This is a genomic window from Streptococcus pseudoporcinus LQ 940-04, from assembly GCF_000188035.1.
In the GTDB taxonomy this organism is placed as follows: domain Bacteria; phylum Bacillota; class Bacilli; order Lactobacillales; family Streptococcaceae; genus Streptococcus; species Streptococcus pseudoporcinus.
Window position 1 is genome coordinate 1637634 of the sequence record NZ_AEUY02000005.1, and the last position, 16587, is coordinate 1654220.

Annotated in this window: 17 protein-coding genes; 1 reads left to right on the top strand and 16 read right to left on the bottom strand. The window is 34.1% G+C overall.

Going from position 1 to position 16587, the window contains the following annotated elements:
• Window positions 1-6: 6 nt before the first annotated feature.
• From STRPS_RS09405 to cpsA, 12 genes are read right to left on the bottom strand one after another with little or no spacing between them, the layout of a single operon-like run.
• Complete coding sequence (locus tag STRPS_RS09405) at window positions 7-933, bottom strand: GNAT family N-acetyltransferase (protein ID WP_007893003.1); 927 nt, start codon at window positions 931-933, stop codon at window positions 7-9.
• 11 nt (window positions 934-944) lie between these two features.
• Entirely contained in the window at window positions 945-2042 is a 1098-nt protein-coding gene (locus tag STRPS_RS09410) for a DegT/DnrJ/EryC1/StrS family aminotransferase (protein WP_007893209.1), read from the bottom strand.
• Window positions 2023-3264, bottom strand: coding sequence for a glycosyltransferase (locus STRPS_RS09415; RefSeq protein ID WP_007893376.1), 1242 nt, complete (start codon window positions 3262-3264; stop codon window positions 2023-2025). Before STRPS_RS09415 ends, STRPS_RS09410 begins: the two co-directional genes overlap by 20 nt.
• Before the next feature lie 5 nt (window positions 3265-3269).
• Entirely contained in the window at window positions 3270-4505 is a 1236-nt protein-coding gene (locus tag STRPS_RS09420) for a glycosyltransferase family 4 protein (protein ID WP_007896397.1), read from the bottom strand.
• 3 nt (window positions 4506-4508) lie between these two features.
• Entirely contained in the window at window positions 4509-5129 is a 621-nt protein-coding gene (locus STRPS_RS09425) for a GNAT family N-acetyltransferase (protein WP_007893185.1), read from the bottom strand.
• A 1-nt stretch (window position 5130) separates the two neighbouring features.
• The gene (locus tag STRPS_RS09430; protein ID WP_007893322.1) at window positions 5131-6345 is read right to left on the bottom strand and encodes a DegT/DnrJ/EryC1/StrS family aminotransferase; all 1215 of its coding nucleotides are present in this window, start codon (window positions 6343-6345) and stop codon (window positions 5131-5133) included.
• Window positions 6346-6362: 17 nt separating this feature from the next.
• Entirely contained in the window at window positions 6363-7040 is a 678-nt protein-coding gene (locus STRPS_RS09435) for a sugar transferase (protein ID WP_007893289.1), read from the bottom strand.
• A 9-nt stretch (window positions 7041-7049) separates the two neighbouring features.
• On the bottom strand, window positions 7050-8852 hold the full coding sequence (locus STRPS_RS09440) for a nucleoside-diphosphate sugar epimerase/dehydratase (RefSeq protein ID WP_007893078.1): 1803 nt from the start codon (window positions 8850-8852) through the stop codon (window positions 7050-7052).
• Window positions 8853-8855: 3 nt separating this feature from the next.
• On the bottom strand, window positions 8856-9584 hold the full coding sequence (locus STRPS_RS09445; protein ID WP_007893111.1) for a tyrosine-protein kinase: 729 nt from the start codon (window positions 9582-9584) through the stop codon (window positions 8856-8858).
• A 10-nt stretch (window positions 9585-9594) separates the two neighbouring features.
• Complete coding sequence (locus STRPS_RS09450; RefSeq protein ID WP_007893073.1) at window positions 9595-10284, bottom strand: Wzz/FepE/Etk N-terminal domain-containing protein; 690 nt, start codon at window positions 10282-10284, stop codon at window positions 9595-9597.
• An 8-nt stretch (window positions 10285-10292) separates the two neighbouring features.
• Window positions 10293-11024 (bottom strand): capsular polysaccharide biosynthesis protein Cps4B, encoded by a 732-nt coding sequence (gene cps4B / locus STRPS_RS09455; RefSeq protein WP_007893047.1) that lies wholly within the window; start codon window positions 11022-11024, stop codon window positions 10293-10295.
• Window positions 11021-12487 (bottom strand): LCP family glycopolymer transferase CpsA, encoded by a 1467-nt coding sequence (gene cpsA, locus STRPS_RS09460; RefSeq protein WP_007893349.1) that lies wholly within the window; start codon window positions 12485-12487, stop codon window positions 11021-11023. Before cpsA ends, cps4B begins: the two co-directional genes overlap by 4 nt.
• Window positions 12488-12741: 254 nt before the next feature.
• On the opposite strand from cpsA, the gene STRPS_RS09465 reads away from it, so the two are divergent.
• Window positions 12742-13671, top strand: a complete 930-nt coding sequence (locus STRPS_RS09465) for a LysR family transcriptional regulator (protein WP_007893118.1) — start codon at window positions 12742-12744, stop codon at window positions 13669-13671.
• 4 nt (window positions 13672-13675) lie between these two features.
• On the opposite strand, the gene STRPS_RS09470 is transcribed toward STRPS_RS09465, so the two are convergent.
• From STRPS_RS09470 to arsC, 4 genes are all read right to left on the bottom strand, one after another.
• Window positions 13676-14461, bottom strand: a complete 786-nt coding sequence (locus STRPS_RS09470; RefSeq protein WP_007893351.1) for a hypothetical protein — start codon at window positions 14459-14461, stop codon at window positions 13676-13678.
• Entirely contained in the window at window positions 14454-15167 is a 714-nt protein-coding gene (deoD, locus tag STRPS_RS09475; RefSeq protein ID WP_007893380.1) for a purine-nucleoside phosphorylase, read from the bottom strand. Before deoD ends, STRPS_RS09470 begins: the two co-directional genes overlap by 8 nt.
• Before the next feature lie 179 nt (window positions 15168-15346).
• Window positions 15347-16156, bottom strand: coding sequence for a purine-nucleoside phosphorylase (locus STRPS_RS09480; protein WP_007893133.1), 810 nt, complete (start codon window positions 16154-16156; stop codon window positions 15347-15349).
• Window positions 16157-16171: 15 nt separating this feature from the next.
• Window positions 16172-16579, bottom strand: a complete 408-nt coding sequence (gene arsC, locus STRPS_RS09485; RefSeq protein WP_007893087.1) for an arsenate reductase (glutaredoxin) — start codon at window positions 16577-16579, stop codon at window positions 16172-16174.
• Window positions 16580-16587 lie beyond the last annotated feature (8 nt).

Consider the following 16587-nt stretch of genomic DNA (forward strand, 5'->3'; position numbering starts at 1 on the left):
CTCTCATTAATCTTTCTTTGAAATGAATGTTTTAAATTCATCATAATCTCTTATATAATCATTTTCATCGTAATATTCTGATGCAGCAACACATAGGACAGAATCTTTTTCTAGCCAAAGCATTTCTCTCCAAACAGGTTTATTGATAATAATACCAATTGATGGATCAGATAGTTCAATTTCTTCTCTACCATTTTCATCTTCTAGAATTAATTGAATTCTACCATAAGGACAAAACAGCATTTGCTCTAAATTTTTGTGAGCATGATATCCTCTTCTAATCCCTTCAGGAACTTTTGAAATAAAATAAATTCTTTTCATATCAAATGGTAAATCGTTCTTTCCTTCAAAGAAAGATAATTCCCCCGCGCCTAAAGTAGAAATTGTCTTCAAATTAATAACAGGACACCCAGAGACAACTTCTCTTTTATCAATAATATCTCCTTTTAATACTGAAAACCAAACAAGGTCTTCAATAGTAGAGTATCTTTCTTTTAATTCAGTTGGTACATCTAATACTTCATGAAAATTATGTTTAGTGTAAAATCTTAAAGCTCTACTATTACTTCTTGAAACACACCAATACACACACTCCAAACCATATTTATCAAAAGCTTGGTTTAATATTTCTTTCATTCCATACCATGAATATCCATGACCCATAGCAGCTCTACGAACAGAGATTGCTAATTCTGCAGCCTTAACTTCTAAATTAACATGTTTTAAACTAACTGTACCCATGTACTCATCGGTATCATTTGAAATTGCTAAATGAATATTTTCTTTATCGCTAAAACTCTGTTCAATAAAGTCTTCAGCATCTTTTATAGTCTTATTTTTGAAATTAGAGAATAGATTTTGGGTAACATTCTCATCATGCATCCATTCCAACATATTAGAAGAATCTTCAATTTTCAATTTTCTAAGGTACATATTAAATTCTCCTAATTAAAATTATTCAATGTAGTAATAACATAGCCAATTTCTTCATCAGTCATGCCATAATAAATTGGAATACTAATTTGAGTATCACTTATTAACTCAGCAACTGGAAAATCACCTTTTTTATATCCTAAATCTGAATAACATTCTTGTAAATGCACAGGAATAGGATAATGTCTATTCGTTGAAATTCCATTTTCATTCAAGAAACTTTCAAGTTCCGTTCGACGCTCTGATCTTATCGAAAAAACATGCCAAACATGACCATGTTCCTCAGGAACAGAAGGTAATACAATATTTTCATTCGTAATTTCATTAAGATATCTCTGAGCAATAACGTTTCTATTTTGATTCATTTTATCAAGGATTTGCAATTTCGCCAATAAGAATGCAGCTTGTAATTCATCAAGGCGTGAATTATTCCCTTTATAAATATGATGATATTTATAAAGGGAACCATAGTTTGCATAAGTTCTAACTTTGTCAATTAATTCTTTAGTATTACCTACAACACCACCAGCATCACCTAATGCACCCAAATTTTTCCCTGGATAAAAACTGAATCCTGATAAATCACCAAACGACCCTACTTTTTTACCTTTATAAGTTGCACCGTGCGCTTGAGCACAATCTTCGATAATATATAAATTATATTTATCGGCTAATTCCTTTATACCATCCATATCACATGGTAAACCATATAAATGGACTGGCATAATTGCCTTAGTATTTCCTGAAATCTGTGATTCAATTTTTGAAACATCAATATTAAATGTTTCTAGATCAGGATCAACTAAAACTGCTTTTGCACCTACATAAGAAACAGCTAAAGCCGAAGCAATATATGTATTGGCAGGAACAATAACCTCATCTCCTTCTCCTATCCCCAATGCTTTCAAAGCTAACATAAGAGCATCTAAACCATTTCCAACTCCGACACAATAATCTGTATTACAATATTTAGCAAATGCTTCCTCAAAGCCCTTATCTTCTTGACCACTAATGTACCAACTACTTTTTAATACTCTTTCAAAAGCATTATGTAATTCATCATTAAGTTCAGTTTCCATTGGTAAAAAGCTAACAAATGGTATTTTCATAACTTTCCTCGTTTCTTCTCAAGACTTCTTTTAGGTAGTTTTCGGCGACTTCTGTTTCCGAGAATCGTTTCGCGGTTTCTTGAGCATTTTTTTGTATTTCAAATTTGTCATCGGCTTGTAATTTTTTTATGTCAGCAAAAATGGTACTTAACATTTTTGAATTTCCTTGCTCACATAAAAATCCATTATGTCCATCCTTAATAATTCCATCAACACCACCATTCTTTGATGCAATAGTGATACAACCACTAAGCATGGCTTCAATATATACCATACCAAATACTTCATTCGAACTTATTAAAGCAAACACATCCGAAGAATTCATATAATCCATAACTTCTTCTCTGGAAATCCTTCCAAGCATTCTAATTTTATCCGAATGAACTGATGATTTAATATATTGACTAATTCTTTCCTCATCTGGTCCACCACCAATTATTATTAGTTCATCATTATCTTCAGCATGTTCATTAAAGGCATCAATTACTTCAATTAAGTTTTTTCGTTTAATCAAACTTCCAACAAATAAATATCTTAAGCCTTTTTTATCAAGTAAACGTTCTGAAATAGGTTGAACATTCATTACCGAGTTATCAGGAACTCCGGAATAACAGATAAATGGATCACTATCGAGACTTAAAAGTTTTTTTACCTTTTTACTTTCAAATAGTGATCTAGCACCTATTGCTTTAATATTCTTAATATTTTCTTGGAGTCTATATTTTTTAAGAGTCATTTCTGTACAATCCCCATGAAAAACAATTGAAGACATACAATCATAATCTCGAGATAAAAGTGAAACTAACTCAGTACTAGGATTGGCAAAATGTCCCATAACTATATCTGGTTTAAATTTCTTATTATCCAAAATTTGTTTTATTTCTCTACTAATTTTGTTTAAATAGATTCTAGTATATCCTTTTCCTGGAAGACATTTTAATAATGGTAGCCTAAAAATATTAACCCTATTCTCTACTCTGTGTATTTTTTTTCTAGAGGACATACTTGGAAAAATATTTGATGTTTTTCCCGCAAGATAGTCTTTTATCTTCGGTGGTATTAAATAAAACACAAATGGGAATTTGCTCGAACAATGAACAATTGTTACATTATGCCCTGCATTTTTCCAAACATCAGCAAAATACTTTACTGTTTTTGTTGGTTTGTTATCTCCAACATCATCAGGTTGAGGATATAATTGAGTGATGATAAGAATATTCATGTATATTATCTTTCTCGTTTATTTACAAATTTCAATACATCTTCAAATAAATCAACTAAGTGAGGTTGATCATAATCAAGAGCTGTTTTCCTTGCATTTTTACCCATCAATTCAAGCTCGTTTTCATCCATAGAATTAATTTTCTTGATTACATCTAAAAATGCTTCTTCCGATTGATTTTCAGTTACAAATCCACAATTGTACCTTTCAATCAAATTATAACCAAACTTAGCGTTACAAATTATTGGCTTAGCACTTGCTAGATAGTCAAAAAGTTTACTTTGACTTCCACCATATTTCATTAGGTTAACTTGCTTATATGTTAAAATATTAGCTGTTGAATTTGATAAAATTACAGGGATATCCTCTTTTAAAATTCTCCCATAAAATTTAATATTTTTTATTGATTTTTTTTTACAGTATTCAATTAAAAATTCTAATTCATCACCATTACCAAAAATATGGAAGAAGACATTATTTAACGTTGGATACTGCTGAATTTCTAATGCAACATCACAAATTTGCTTGATATTGTTTGCTTTTCTTATAGAACCAATATAAACGATATTTTCTTTATCTTTGTCAAAATCAACTGAATTTTTATTTTGTTTTAAATATTTATCAGACGATGCAATATCAATACCCATATTAATATGAAAAACTTTATCAAAATTAATCTTTGATTTATATTTTTGTTCTCTAACATAATTCGGGCCACCTTCCATTGAGAAAACAAGCGCATCTGTTTTAATATATGCCCATTTTTCAAGAAAGTATAAAAGTTTAATAATAGGATTTGTAGGATTGACGTCTGCATACTCTACAATACTCAATGGCCATAAATCTACAATATCCGTAATAATTGGTGTTTTTGGGAAAAAGAGTTTAGCAAAAAAATAAAGATAAGCTTCGCAAACTACAATTACATCTGGTTTAGATTTATCACTCCTAAGCTTTAATAACTGTAAAGCAAATGACATCATATTTCTGATTCTATAGAAACCATTACCAGCATATTTTGGAGTTTTTAGATATCTATATTTTACAGAGTCAACTATGTCATTATCAGATCCTAGTTGTTCAATCATATCAATAGCAGTATTATGTACTGTACTAGCTGAAATAATTGAAACATTGTAATTTCTTTTTGCTAGTTCCTTTCCCCAATTATGATATCTAAGCATTGTATTATATGGAGGTTGTTGTGCATAATGACAAAAAATCCAAATATTATCAGTCAATTATTAGTTCCTCTCAATTGTGTATCTGTATTCATTCATTTTTCTACCTTCAGGTGTTTCAAATGTTCTATACAAAACAAAACCATTTTTTTGGTAAAAATAATTTGCCTTTTCATTATTAATTGCATCAGTCGTTAACTCAATATATGTATATCCTGTAAGATCAACAATATTTGGAATACTTTTAATAAGTTGTGAACCAATGCCTGTGTTCGAAGTATTGGTTGTAACACCGATTGATGAAATTTCAATATATTTTTCTATTTTACTAGCTTGGCTTGGATATAAGAAAGCCCTTATTAATCTAATAATTCCTTTAGGACTCTTAACACAAGCTTTTAAACCATAATATCCAAAATATATCACTTTATATTTTATTAACCATTTATAAAAGCCACTCAAATCTTTAGAATAAGCTAGAAACCCAAGAACTTTTTCGTCTTCTCTAGCAATAATAATTCCAGATTGATCATGTTCTAAAAAACCTAAATATAAAGTATTTAGGAATCTTTTTCCTAAAAAGGTCAAAAAGAAATTTGGAAAAACATTTAAATGTATCTCAACTATTTGCTTAATTAATTCTTTTTCCTTCAACTCTTCAAAAACAATATTTTTATTTTGCATCTTAAATACTTTCTAAAATCGTTTTTAAATTATTAATGATATAATCAACTTCTTCATTGGTTAATTTAGTATGTAAAGGTAAAGTCATAGTATTATCGAAATATGTTAAGGCATTTGGAAAATCCTTAATATCAAACCCCATATTCCTATAGGCTGTTAACATTGGTAATGGTTTATAATGAACATTACAAGCAATACCTACTTCAGCCATTTTTTGAATAACTATATCACACTGTCCTCTTGATAAGCCATCTAAATGGACAATATAAAGATGCATTGATGATTTATATGAGTTATCTGTTGGTACGTGGACAAGTGGTTTAACAATTGTTCCATTAAATCCACTATTATATTTTTCAACGATTTCATTTCTTCTATTTAGTAAATCATTGTATCTTTCTAATTGTACTAATCCAATTGAAGCCATAATATCCGTCATATTGCATTTATATCCCGGAATTAAAATATCATATTCCCAAGAGCCTATTTTTGTTTTTTCAAGAGCATCTTTAGTTTGTCCATGCAATGAATAAATTTGAAATTGTTTATATAAATCATCGCTGTCAATTGGAAGGTTTGTATTCCAAGTCACGGCACCACCTTCAGCAGTAGTGAAATTTTTTACAGCATGAAAAGAAAAAACTGAGAAATCTGCAACTTGACCTATCATTAAGTTATTATATTTTGCACCAAATGCATGAGCACTATCAGATAAGATTGTAATGCGTCCTAATAATTCTTGAATTGTTGAATTTGGAACAAATTTTTCCTTTTCACTCTCAACAATATCAAACAATTTATCATAATCACATGGAATACCAGCTAAATCAACAGGTATTATAACTTTTGTATTATTAGTAATTGATTTTCTCAACTTATCATAATCAAATTGGAAAGAATTTTCTTGAATATCAATAATGACAGGTGTCGCACCAACGTGTTCAATAACACTACATGATGCCGTATATGTCATTGCTGGTACAATAACTTCATCACCTTTTCCTACTTCAAGAATTCGCAAAACTAATTCCAAACCTGCAGTAGCTGAATTTAAACATACAACTTTAGTTGTACCAAGATACTTAGCGATTCTTTTTTCTAGTAATTTAGTTTTAGGCCCTGTTGTAATCCACCCTGAACGTAATACTTCAGTCACCGCAGAAATCTCAGTTTCAGTAATATCTGGTGGTGAAAAAGGTATATTCATAGTTTTCATAATAAACTTCTTTCTATTTATTTAATTACACTAATAACCGTTGAAGCCATAATTTTTAAATCATCAAAAAAATTAAAGTTATAAACATATTCAATATTTCGTTGCATTTTTATGGGTAAAATTTTTTCAATATAGGCTTGATCTACGGACAATCCATTTTCTGAATATTTTTTAATGAGGATTTCCTCATCCTTAAATTCTATACTTGAACGAGAAGTAACTCCTGCAGGCAATAATAACGAAACTTTCATTTCATCTGTATAGTTAAGAACATATTTCAAAACTTCAGGTCTTGCTCCAACAAAACTCATATCACCTTCAATAATATTTAATAATTGGGGAATTTCATCTAATCTATATTTTCTGATTATGGATCCAACTTTTGTTATTCTAGAATCATTCTTTGTTGTAACGAGTGAGCCAATTTTATCAGCATTTGCAACCATGGTTCTAAATTTGTAAATTTTAAAGATTTTTCCATTTTTTGTAATTCGGTCTTGACGGTAAAAAATTGGTCCCTTATCTTCAAGCTTGATTAATACACCTAATATTAAAAATATAGGACTAAGTAAAATAACCATAAAACACGCTACAAATTTATCAAAAACTAATTTCAATATTAAGTCATTTTTTCTTTTTTTTAAGTATAATTCTGCTTTTTGTACTTCTTGGCAATTGAAATAGTCACTGTTCATTGATGAAATTTACTCCTGTTTAGCATTTTTAATTAAGGTTTCTTTGAGGCCTTTTTCAGATAATTGGCCTAAGCCATTGATAACCATTTCTACTTCTGCCAATGGTTTTGAGGTAACTTTACCAACAAAGATTTTATCATGAATTTGTTGGCTGACCCGTTCGTCGCTAGAAAGTAATTCTTCGTACAGTTTTTCACCAGGGCGAATACCTGATTCAACGATTTTGATATCATCTTCGGTGTGGCCACTCAATTTGATGACCTTTCGGGCCAAATCGACTATTTTAACGGGTTCTCCCATGTCAAGGACAAAGACTTCACCACCTTTTGCTAAGTAGCTGGCTTGAATAACCAAACGACTTGCTTCGGGAATGGTCATAAAATACCGTGTCATTCGGAAGTCCGTCACGGTTAGTGGACCACCTTTTTTGATCTGTTCTTTAAATAATGGGACAACACTTCCACGACTGCCTAGAACGTTTCCAAAACGGACAGCGGCAAATTGTGTTTTTCCTGGTTCATTTAAACCCGTAACAATCATTTCAGCAAAGCGTTTGGTGGCTCCCATAACATTAGGTGGGTTAACAGCCTTGTCTGTTGAGACCATAATAAAACTAGCTACGCCAGCTGCTTTAGTCGCTTCAGCAACATTTTTTGTGCCAAAGATATTGTTTTTCACAGCTTCTCTAGGATTAGATTCCATTAGAGGCACATGTTTATGAGCAGCGGCATGGTAAACCATATCAGGCTTATAAGTCGCCATAAGCTTAAAAATCAAGTCCCGATCTTGAATATCAGCAATGATTGGAACAATTTCGATAGCGTCCTGATAAGTGTCTTTCAGCTCACGATTAATCAGATAAATAGAATTTTCACCATGCCCCAGTAAGAGCAGCCGTCTTGGCTTAAATTTTGAAACCTGACGGCAGATTTCAGAACCAATAGAACCACCTGCACCAGTTACTAGAACGGTTTTACCATTGAAAAAATCGGACAATGATGATTGGTCTAAAAGAACTTCTTTTCGACCTAGTAAATCTGCAATATCAATCTCTTCAAATTTATTTAGGGAAACCTTACCCATCACAATATTTTCAATACTTGGCATATTGTTTACGGGCACATTTGCCGTACGACAAATATCTAAGATACTCTCACGCTCTTCCCCCGTTAAACTCGGGATAGCAATGGTTACTTGATTGACTTCGTAGTCAGCCACGATTCTAGGAATGGCTTGTTTATTCCCAAGAACTTTAATGCCATGCAAGTAGGTTCCGTGCTTGTTGATGTCAGCATCGACAATTCCGACAATTTCAAAATCTTTGCTCTTATTTAAGACTGTTTGGATGAAGACGCTACCACCTTCACCCGCTCCTACCACTAGAAGACGTCTTTTCTGGTCATTTTTCTTTTTTCGCATCTTAGGATTAAAATCGTGATACATGCGCCAAGTCATTCTTGGGATAATCACTAAAAAGGTGCTGAAAAGGTATCCCAGAAAGATAAAACGTCTACTAAAACTATCAAAATAGAACAAATCCAGTAAATAAGCCATCAGAGAGGCAACAAATAAGTTGACAATGATTTTAAAGATTATTTTGTAGTCTGTGAAGCGGTTGATGATTGAAAAGATTCGAAAGTGAATACCAAGAATGGTATAGACAAAAAGAGTCATCAAAAGAGTTATTATCACTTCGCTATTTGTCAAATCTTGACTATAAGCTAATAGAAAATGATAGGCTGAAATATGAGATATAGTAATCATCAGCACATCTAAAAAATACAAAATCACTCTTTTTTGACTTCTCTTCATTTGCTACTTTCTCTTTCTTGAACTTTTTCTTACATGTTTTCTTGGTTTTTCTTTTTTACCATAGTTTCCATATGAGCCGTAACTCCCATAGGAGTCAACGGTATGTTCTACTTTATTTAAGATGACACCTAGGAATTGGGCACCACTTTGCTCCATTTGTTCTTTGGCCTTTTGCACAAAGCGTCGCTTAATCACACCGGCTTCTGTAACAAGTACTGATGCGTCTGCTTTTTGGGCAACGATGGCCGAATCAATAACTAAGCCAATTGGTGGCGTGTCAATAATAATATAATCAAAAACCTCTCTTAAGGTGTCTATCATATAATTGAAGTTATTATTTTGGAGTAGGGTTGTTGGATTTGGTGGGACCTGTCCTGCAGGTATAATCATCAAATTACTAATATTAGTATGTGAGATAACATGTGATAAATCAGCATTCCCTGATAAATAGCTTGATAGTCCCTCATACTTTTCGTCTGATTTAAAAGTTCCTGACATCACGGAATTACGGATATCTGCATCAATTAATAGGGTTTTAAAACCTGCATTTGCAAAGGAAACTGCTAAATTGATTGAACTTGTTGATTTTCCTTCACCAGGCTGCACAGAGGTTAAGACAATTACTCTTAAGTCCCGTCCACTAAATTGGATATTGGTACGGATAGAATTGTAGTATTCTTCTGCTGCTAAAAATAAATCTCTTTTTGATCTAATTAAATCTAATTGCGCCATTCTTCACCTCTTACAATTTATCAGTATTTGGAACAGTACCTAAGAGGGTCATTCCAAGAACTTCTTCAATATCCTCTGGACGTTTGATCCGATCATCCAGAACTTCACCAACCACAATAACGATAATAGTAAGCAAAGCACCTAAGAAAAATCCAATAAGGGTATTACGTTGGATATTAGGAGATGAGGGACTGGTTGGAAGCTGTGCTTTTTCCAAAGGCGTTACATCTTGCACTTTGGTTACTTTTTTAATCTTTTCAGATGCCGCTTCGCGAATAGAATTAGCCAAGTCCTTGGCCTCTTGAGGATGGTGATTCGTCACAGAAATTGAAATCACCCGAGTATCAGCAGGAACTGTAACAGCAATCATTTTGCTCAATTGTTCCGGAGTTAAGGATAAGCCATCACTGGCAATGACATCTTGCATAACATCGCGTGACGTGATGATTTCTTTATAGTCATTTACCAAGTAGCCACCAGCTTGTAAGTCAGTCGCCGTAAGGTTGTCTGATTGTTGACGATTGATAACATATAAACGTGTTGTTGAGGTATAGGATGGTTTAATCAAGAAAAGCGAAGCCATTAGGGCTAGCGTCCCCACAAAGAGTCCCATGAAAAGAATCAAAAATTTCTTATTCCAAAGCTTTTTTAAAAGGCTAAGCACATCAATTTCTATTGATGACTGTTCAGTGTTATTCATAATATCTCCTATAAATATTCATTATTAATCAAGGTTTCAGGATTTGTTTTAAACAAAGCTCGCGCACGTTTTACCCCATATTCTTTTTCTACCAAGCGTCTTGCTTCTTTCATAAAAGGAGGGCGTTTTTTTAAATTGTGCATATCAGATGCGACACAGTGAACCACGTTTTCATCTAAAAAGTAAGCCGCACGTTTTTTAAAGACTTTTAATTTGTCGCCAAATAGCTTTGCCTTAAGGACATGGACACTGTTAATTTGTGTGTAACAGCCCATATTAATCAACTCTTTGACCCGGTCTTTGTTAAAAGCTAGGGCATCATAACGTTCAATATGAGCAATAATCGGCGTAACCCCCAACATAATCACTTGAGAAAGAGCAGAATGAATCTCTTTCCAAGGAGTAGCCATTGAGAATTCAATTAAAGCAAAGCGCGTACCATTCATTGTTGGCACTAGCTTATTTTCTAACTTTTCAAGAATATCATGGGTGTAGTAAAGTTCACCACCATACAGTAGTGTTAAATCTGGGAACAATTTTTCAGCTTCGCGTTTTACTTGTAAAAATTTATTAGCAATATCGTCTTCAGGTGTTTCAAACATTCCTTTGCGACGATGAGATGTCGATACAATAGTTCGAACACCTTGTCTGTAACTTTCTTCAATTAAGGATAGACTTTCATCTATCGTCAGTGGACCATCGTCCACATCGAAAACGATGTGGGAATGGATATCAATCATTGATTACCCTCCATTGTTGCTCTAATAGCATCTTTTGCTTGATTAAGGCTGGTATCATCTAACTTATACATGTATAAGGCCGAACCTGGCATCGCGTAAGACGGCAATTCTCCTGTTGAACCAGTCCCTGTAACGTCTTGCGATGCAATAGAAAAGTGAGCATTATCTTCTAATTGACTATTTGCGATTGTCATCATTTGATTAAGGCTTAGGTTGGTTTGAACCGAATTTTGGATACCTGTAATGATAGATGTTGCTTGATTTGGTGACTTAATGCTGCTTAGTTTATTAATAATAGCAGTCACAACACGTTCTTGATTTTTACCACGATCATTATCCCCACCTTCAAGAGCATGTCGCTCACGAACAAAGACAAGAGCTTGTTTTGAATTTAAAGAAATCCTTCCCTTTGGAAAATCAATGCCAGCCGCTGAGAAGGCAGTGTCGTTTTGAACTTCAATGCCCCCTAATAAATCAATCAACTCTGTAAAAGTGGTGAAATTAATCCGAGCATAATTGTCAATTTTAATATCATAAAGATTTTCTAAGGTTTTCATTGATGTTTCAACACCATAGATTCCAGCGTGGGTCAACTTGTCGAACTGGTTACCACCACCATCAGGAATCTTAACATAAGAATCACGTGGTGTAGTTGTTAGCAGCACTTTATGTGTATTCATATTGACGGTCATAATAATATTAACGTCTGAACGTGAGACGGTCGAAATTGGACCATAAGTATCAATACCACTGATGTAAAGATTATAAACTCCAGATTTATTAACTGGTTTTTGTGAATTAGGAATTGCTTTTTTGATTTTATAAGAATAGATTGTTTTCACCTTATCTGCGAAGTTTGCATCGTTTTGTTCAAGCAAAGCCATATAGGCACTGTTCATCACCATTGCTTCTGTGCTACCCGATTGCATGTCTTCATAAGCATTTTGATAAGAATTAACTTCTTTTGTCGCCAAATCAATATTTTTATCGCTCTTCAAATGGCTTAAAAGCTTTTTGATATTTGACTGGTCCATTTTTAGAGGAGCCTCAACTGCTTTTAAGGTCTCAACTGAAGAAATAGAACTATTTTTGGGAACAACAATAGACATTTCCACTTCTGAAAAGGAAGCTGTTTTGTTTAACTGTGCGGTTAAATCAATAGTAGACTTAAAAGTGAAGAGGACAAGCGCTAAGGCAATATTTACAATGATCATTCCCAACATAGTCAACCACTTTGCTTTTTTGCTCATAATCAGAAAGAGTGCCAGAAAAAAAAGAGCACTTAAGGCCACACCAATGATTACGTTTAAATGACGAAAAGCTAAAAAGTTATAAGTATACATCATAAAGGCCACAGTAAGCGATAATAAGGTATACAGTACAAACAAAGCGCTATTTATAACAGTAAAGGTTCCACTTCCTTGAGGTTTTACACGTTTTTGACGTCTTGACGATTCTGTCATGATTTTTTGTCTCCGAATTCTTTGAAATACACAGAAATATAGGTCAATTATAGCATTTCCAAATATAGATTGCAATTTCTAGAAACATCATTTTACTATAATTTTTAATCTTTTTAGCGCTTTCTCTAATCTAAATTAAAGATATTTGAATATACAGATATTTATAATTATTCCAATAAGCCTATTATCAAGGCAACCAAGGCCCTTTCCTTTCTTGACTTGAAACTTTAAAGTATTTAAGATAGACTGTCATTATGAGATTACAACAATTATATTACATTATTAAAATCGTTGAATGTGGCTCCATGAACGAAGCTTCTAAGCAATTATATATTACTCAGCCCAGCCTTTCTAATGCTGTCAAAGATTTAGAAAACGAAATGGGAATTGCTATTTTTAACCGAACTCCCAAAGGAATAACCTTAACAAAAGATGGGGTTGAATTTTTATCCTATGCCCGGCAAATTGTAGAACAAACGTCACTACTGGAAGACCGTTATAAGAATCATAATCGTAACAGAGATTTTTTTAGTGTCTCTTCTCAACACTATGCCTTTGTTGTCAATGCTTTTGTTTCCTTATTAAAAAAAACAGACCTGTCACAGTATGAATTGTTTCTTAGAGAAACAAGGACTTGGGAAATTATTGATGATGTCAAAAACTTTAGGTCTGAAATTGGTGTCCTTTTCCTCAATGATTATAATCGGGATGTTTTATCAAAATTACTTGAGGAAAGTCACCTAACTGCTCACACCCTCTTTAAAACACACCCCCATATTTTTGTTAGTAAAGACCATCCTTTAGCTAGTAAACCCTGTCTGTCTTTTGATGACTTAGAAGCATATCCTTACCTTTCTTATGACCAAGGCTTACATAACTCCTTCTACTTCTCCGAGGAAATGATGGCTAATGTGCCACACGAAAAGTCCATCGTCGTTAGTGACCGAGCTACACTTTTTAATTTGATGATTGGTCTCCATGCTTATACTGTGGCAAGTGGGGTTTTAAATAGTCAACTCAACGGTAACCAAATCGTAGCCATTCCTCTTGATATGCCAGATATGATTGATATTGTCTATATCAAACATGATAAAGCTAATCTTTCTACAATGGGTGAAAAATTCATTGATTATTTAAAAGACGAAGTCACATTTACCCAACCAAACATGCAAAAAGAACAGTAGAAAACTACTGCTCTTTTTCATCCTTAAGACCTTTCTCAATTAAAGCATTGATTTGATCGAAATAAAAAGGTTCTCGCTGGTAGCTTACACCTGAATAGGTTGCTAACTCGATAATTTTCTCTAGGAAAACTTGAGAAGAGAATTTCGTCGTGCGGTATAATTCTTCTTCATCAAAGGCTTTTATCAGATGGGCTAGCGGATTACGAACCGATTTTTCAAATTGTCGTAAGCTTTTAATTGTTTCCTTGATCTCATGAGGTAAGTCAGATAGGATTAAAAGATCCGTCAGACTCCGAGACGTGACGTTTCGGCTCTGCCTCTGAGACAAATAGGCTTGGAAAATGGGGAGATTGGCTTCTTGCATTTTTTGAAAATCCCAAGTATCATATTGATCATTTTTCGAGTCATGAATAAATGTGTCAAAATGGGGGATTTCTTTTTGGATTAAGGTTAAGAAAAGACGATAAAGAATTGGTGAGACAGCTCTCACAAAATCAATAATATCCCCGTTTTTCACCTTAACCTCTAAATCCAAAATATAATTAGCAATTTGTTCTTTCTCCAAGTCCTCATTCATAAGGAAAGTGACCTGGTGCTTAGCTTGTAAGTCTTTTAATCTGGCCTGATTGGCAATCATAAAAGACAGATTTAGTTCCCGTCTCTCTTTTAAAAGCTCTAACAAGAAGAAAGAATCAGGATTGATACTAGGGATTTCTTTGGCAATTTTAAAGGCGTGATTATAAGCATAGACATCCAAAAGGATGTCTATTGTTTTTTTAAGTTCAATCATTTGCAATGAGAGTTTCTAGACCTACCTGCATCATATCTGTAAAGGTCGTTTGACGCTCTTCTGCACTAGTATCCTCTGTTGGGTCATTTAAGTTATCAGAAATGGTCATAATCCCCAAGGCTTTAACATGATGTTGAGCAGCCAAGTAATAAAGGGCAGCTGCCTCCATTTCAATAGCTTTAACTCCTAATTTTCCAAGAGCCATATTTCGTTCAGGCATATTTGAATAAAAAACATCAGAAGAAAGCACATTACCAACATGAGTGGTCATACCCAGTTCTCTTGCAATATGATAGGCCTTATCTAAAAGACCAAAATCCGCAATTTGAGGGAAATCGAATTCAGGAAAGTCATTACGAATGATGTTTGAATTAGTTGCAGCGGCTTGGGCTAGAACTAACTCACGAACGTGCACCTCTGGGTCGATTGCCCCAGCAGTACCAACACGAATCAAGGTTTTTACACCATAGTCAACAATCAGCTCACGCGCATAGATGGAGATTGATGGCATTCCCATCCCAGTTCCCATAACAGATACACGGTGGCCTTTATAGGTTCCCGTGTAACCAAGCATACCACGGATTTCATTAAAACATACAGCATCTTCTAAAAAGTTTTCAGCAATAAATTTAGCACGTAAAGGATCGCCAGGCAATAAAATTTTGTCAGCAATTTGACCCTTCTCCGCAGAAATATGAATAGACATAATATGATAATACCAAGGGTCTTAAAAGAACTTAGCCACATCAAAAGCTAGTATAAAAGGCCTCTTTTGAAAAAGTCCTTAATGTCAGGTTAAACCAATAACCCCACCACCCTTGCCTTTCTTTTGGTATATTTGTTAATCAAAATAATAGTTTTATGTTAACGAGGGGCGAAGTTATTTTACAATTCAGCAAGGATTGCTTTTACTAAGCCTTTGAAATCTTCCTTAATGTGTTCAGTAACTGTTACAACTTCTTCATGGTTTAACTCAGTCTGGAAGCCAGCAGCAAAATTGGTAATAGCTGAAATTCCCAAAACTTTCATACCTGAGTGCGCAGCCACAATAACTTCAGGAACCGTTGACATTCCTACAGCATCTGCACCCATCATTTTAAAGGCACGGATTTCCGCAGGTGTTTCATAAGTTGGCCCAGTTACTCCGATATAGACACCACCTTCAAGCTTAATCCCAAGGGACTCTGCTACTTTGTTTGCTTTTTGACGATATTCAGCAGTATAGGCATCTGACATATCTGGGAACCTTGGTCCAAATTCTTCAAGGTTTTCTCCCATTAATGGGTTATTACCCGTCATATTGATGTGATCAGTGATTGCCATCAAAGTCCCTGGACCATAACCAATACCTCCGGCAGCATTAGTAACAATCACACCCTCACAGCCTAAAGCTTTCATCACACGAACAGGGAAAGTAACCACTTCTAATGGATTTCCTTCGTAAAAATGGAAACGACCTTGCAAAGCAATAACTTTACGACCGGACAAATCCCCATAGACTAATTTACCTGCATGACCAACTACAGTTGATTTCCCCCAGTTGGGAATATCATTGTAATCAATCACTATGGCATTTTCAATCTCATTAGCTAATTCTCCCAGACCAGAACCTAAAATTAGACCAAATTCTGGGGCTTGAACACCTTTAAAGGTTAAAAAATCTCTTGTTTCATTAATTTTTGTCATTATAGACATCTTTGTCTCTCCTTTTTATTTTGGCTGAACAACTTGACCATCTTCCTTAGTAAAAGGACTTGGCAATCTCACGGGTAAAATATCGAGTAATACTTCTGAAGGCCGGCAAAGCTTTACACCTTTTGAAGTAACTACAATTGGCCGATTAATCAAAATCGGATCTGCCATCATAGCATCAAGCAATTGGGAATCCGACCTGGTAGGATCAGCAAGATGATGTTTCTCAAACTCGGGAACAGTTGTTCTTAACAAGTCCCGCACTTGAACCCCCATAGCTTTAATCAGTTCCTGTAATTCTTCTCTAGTTGGCGGAGTCACTAAATACTCTACTATCTCTGGCTCAAGCCCTGCATGCTTAATCATGGCTAAGACATTTCGCGAGGTGCCACAATTAGGATTGTGATAAATACATACTTTTTCCATAATCCCAG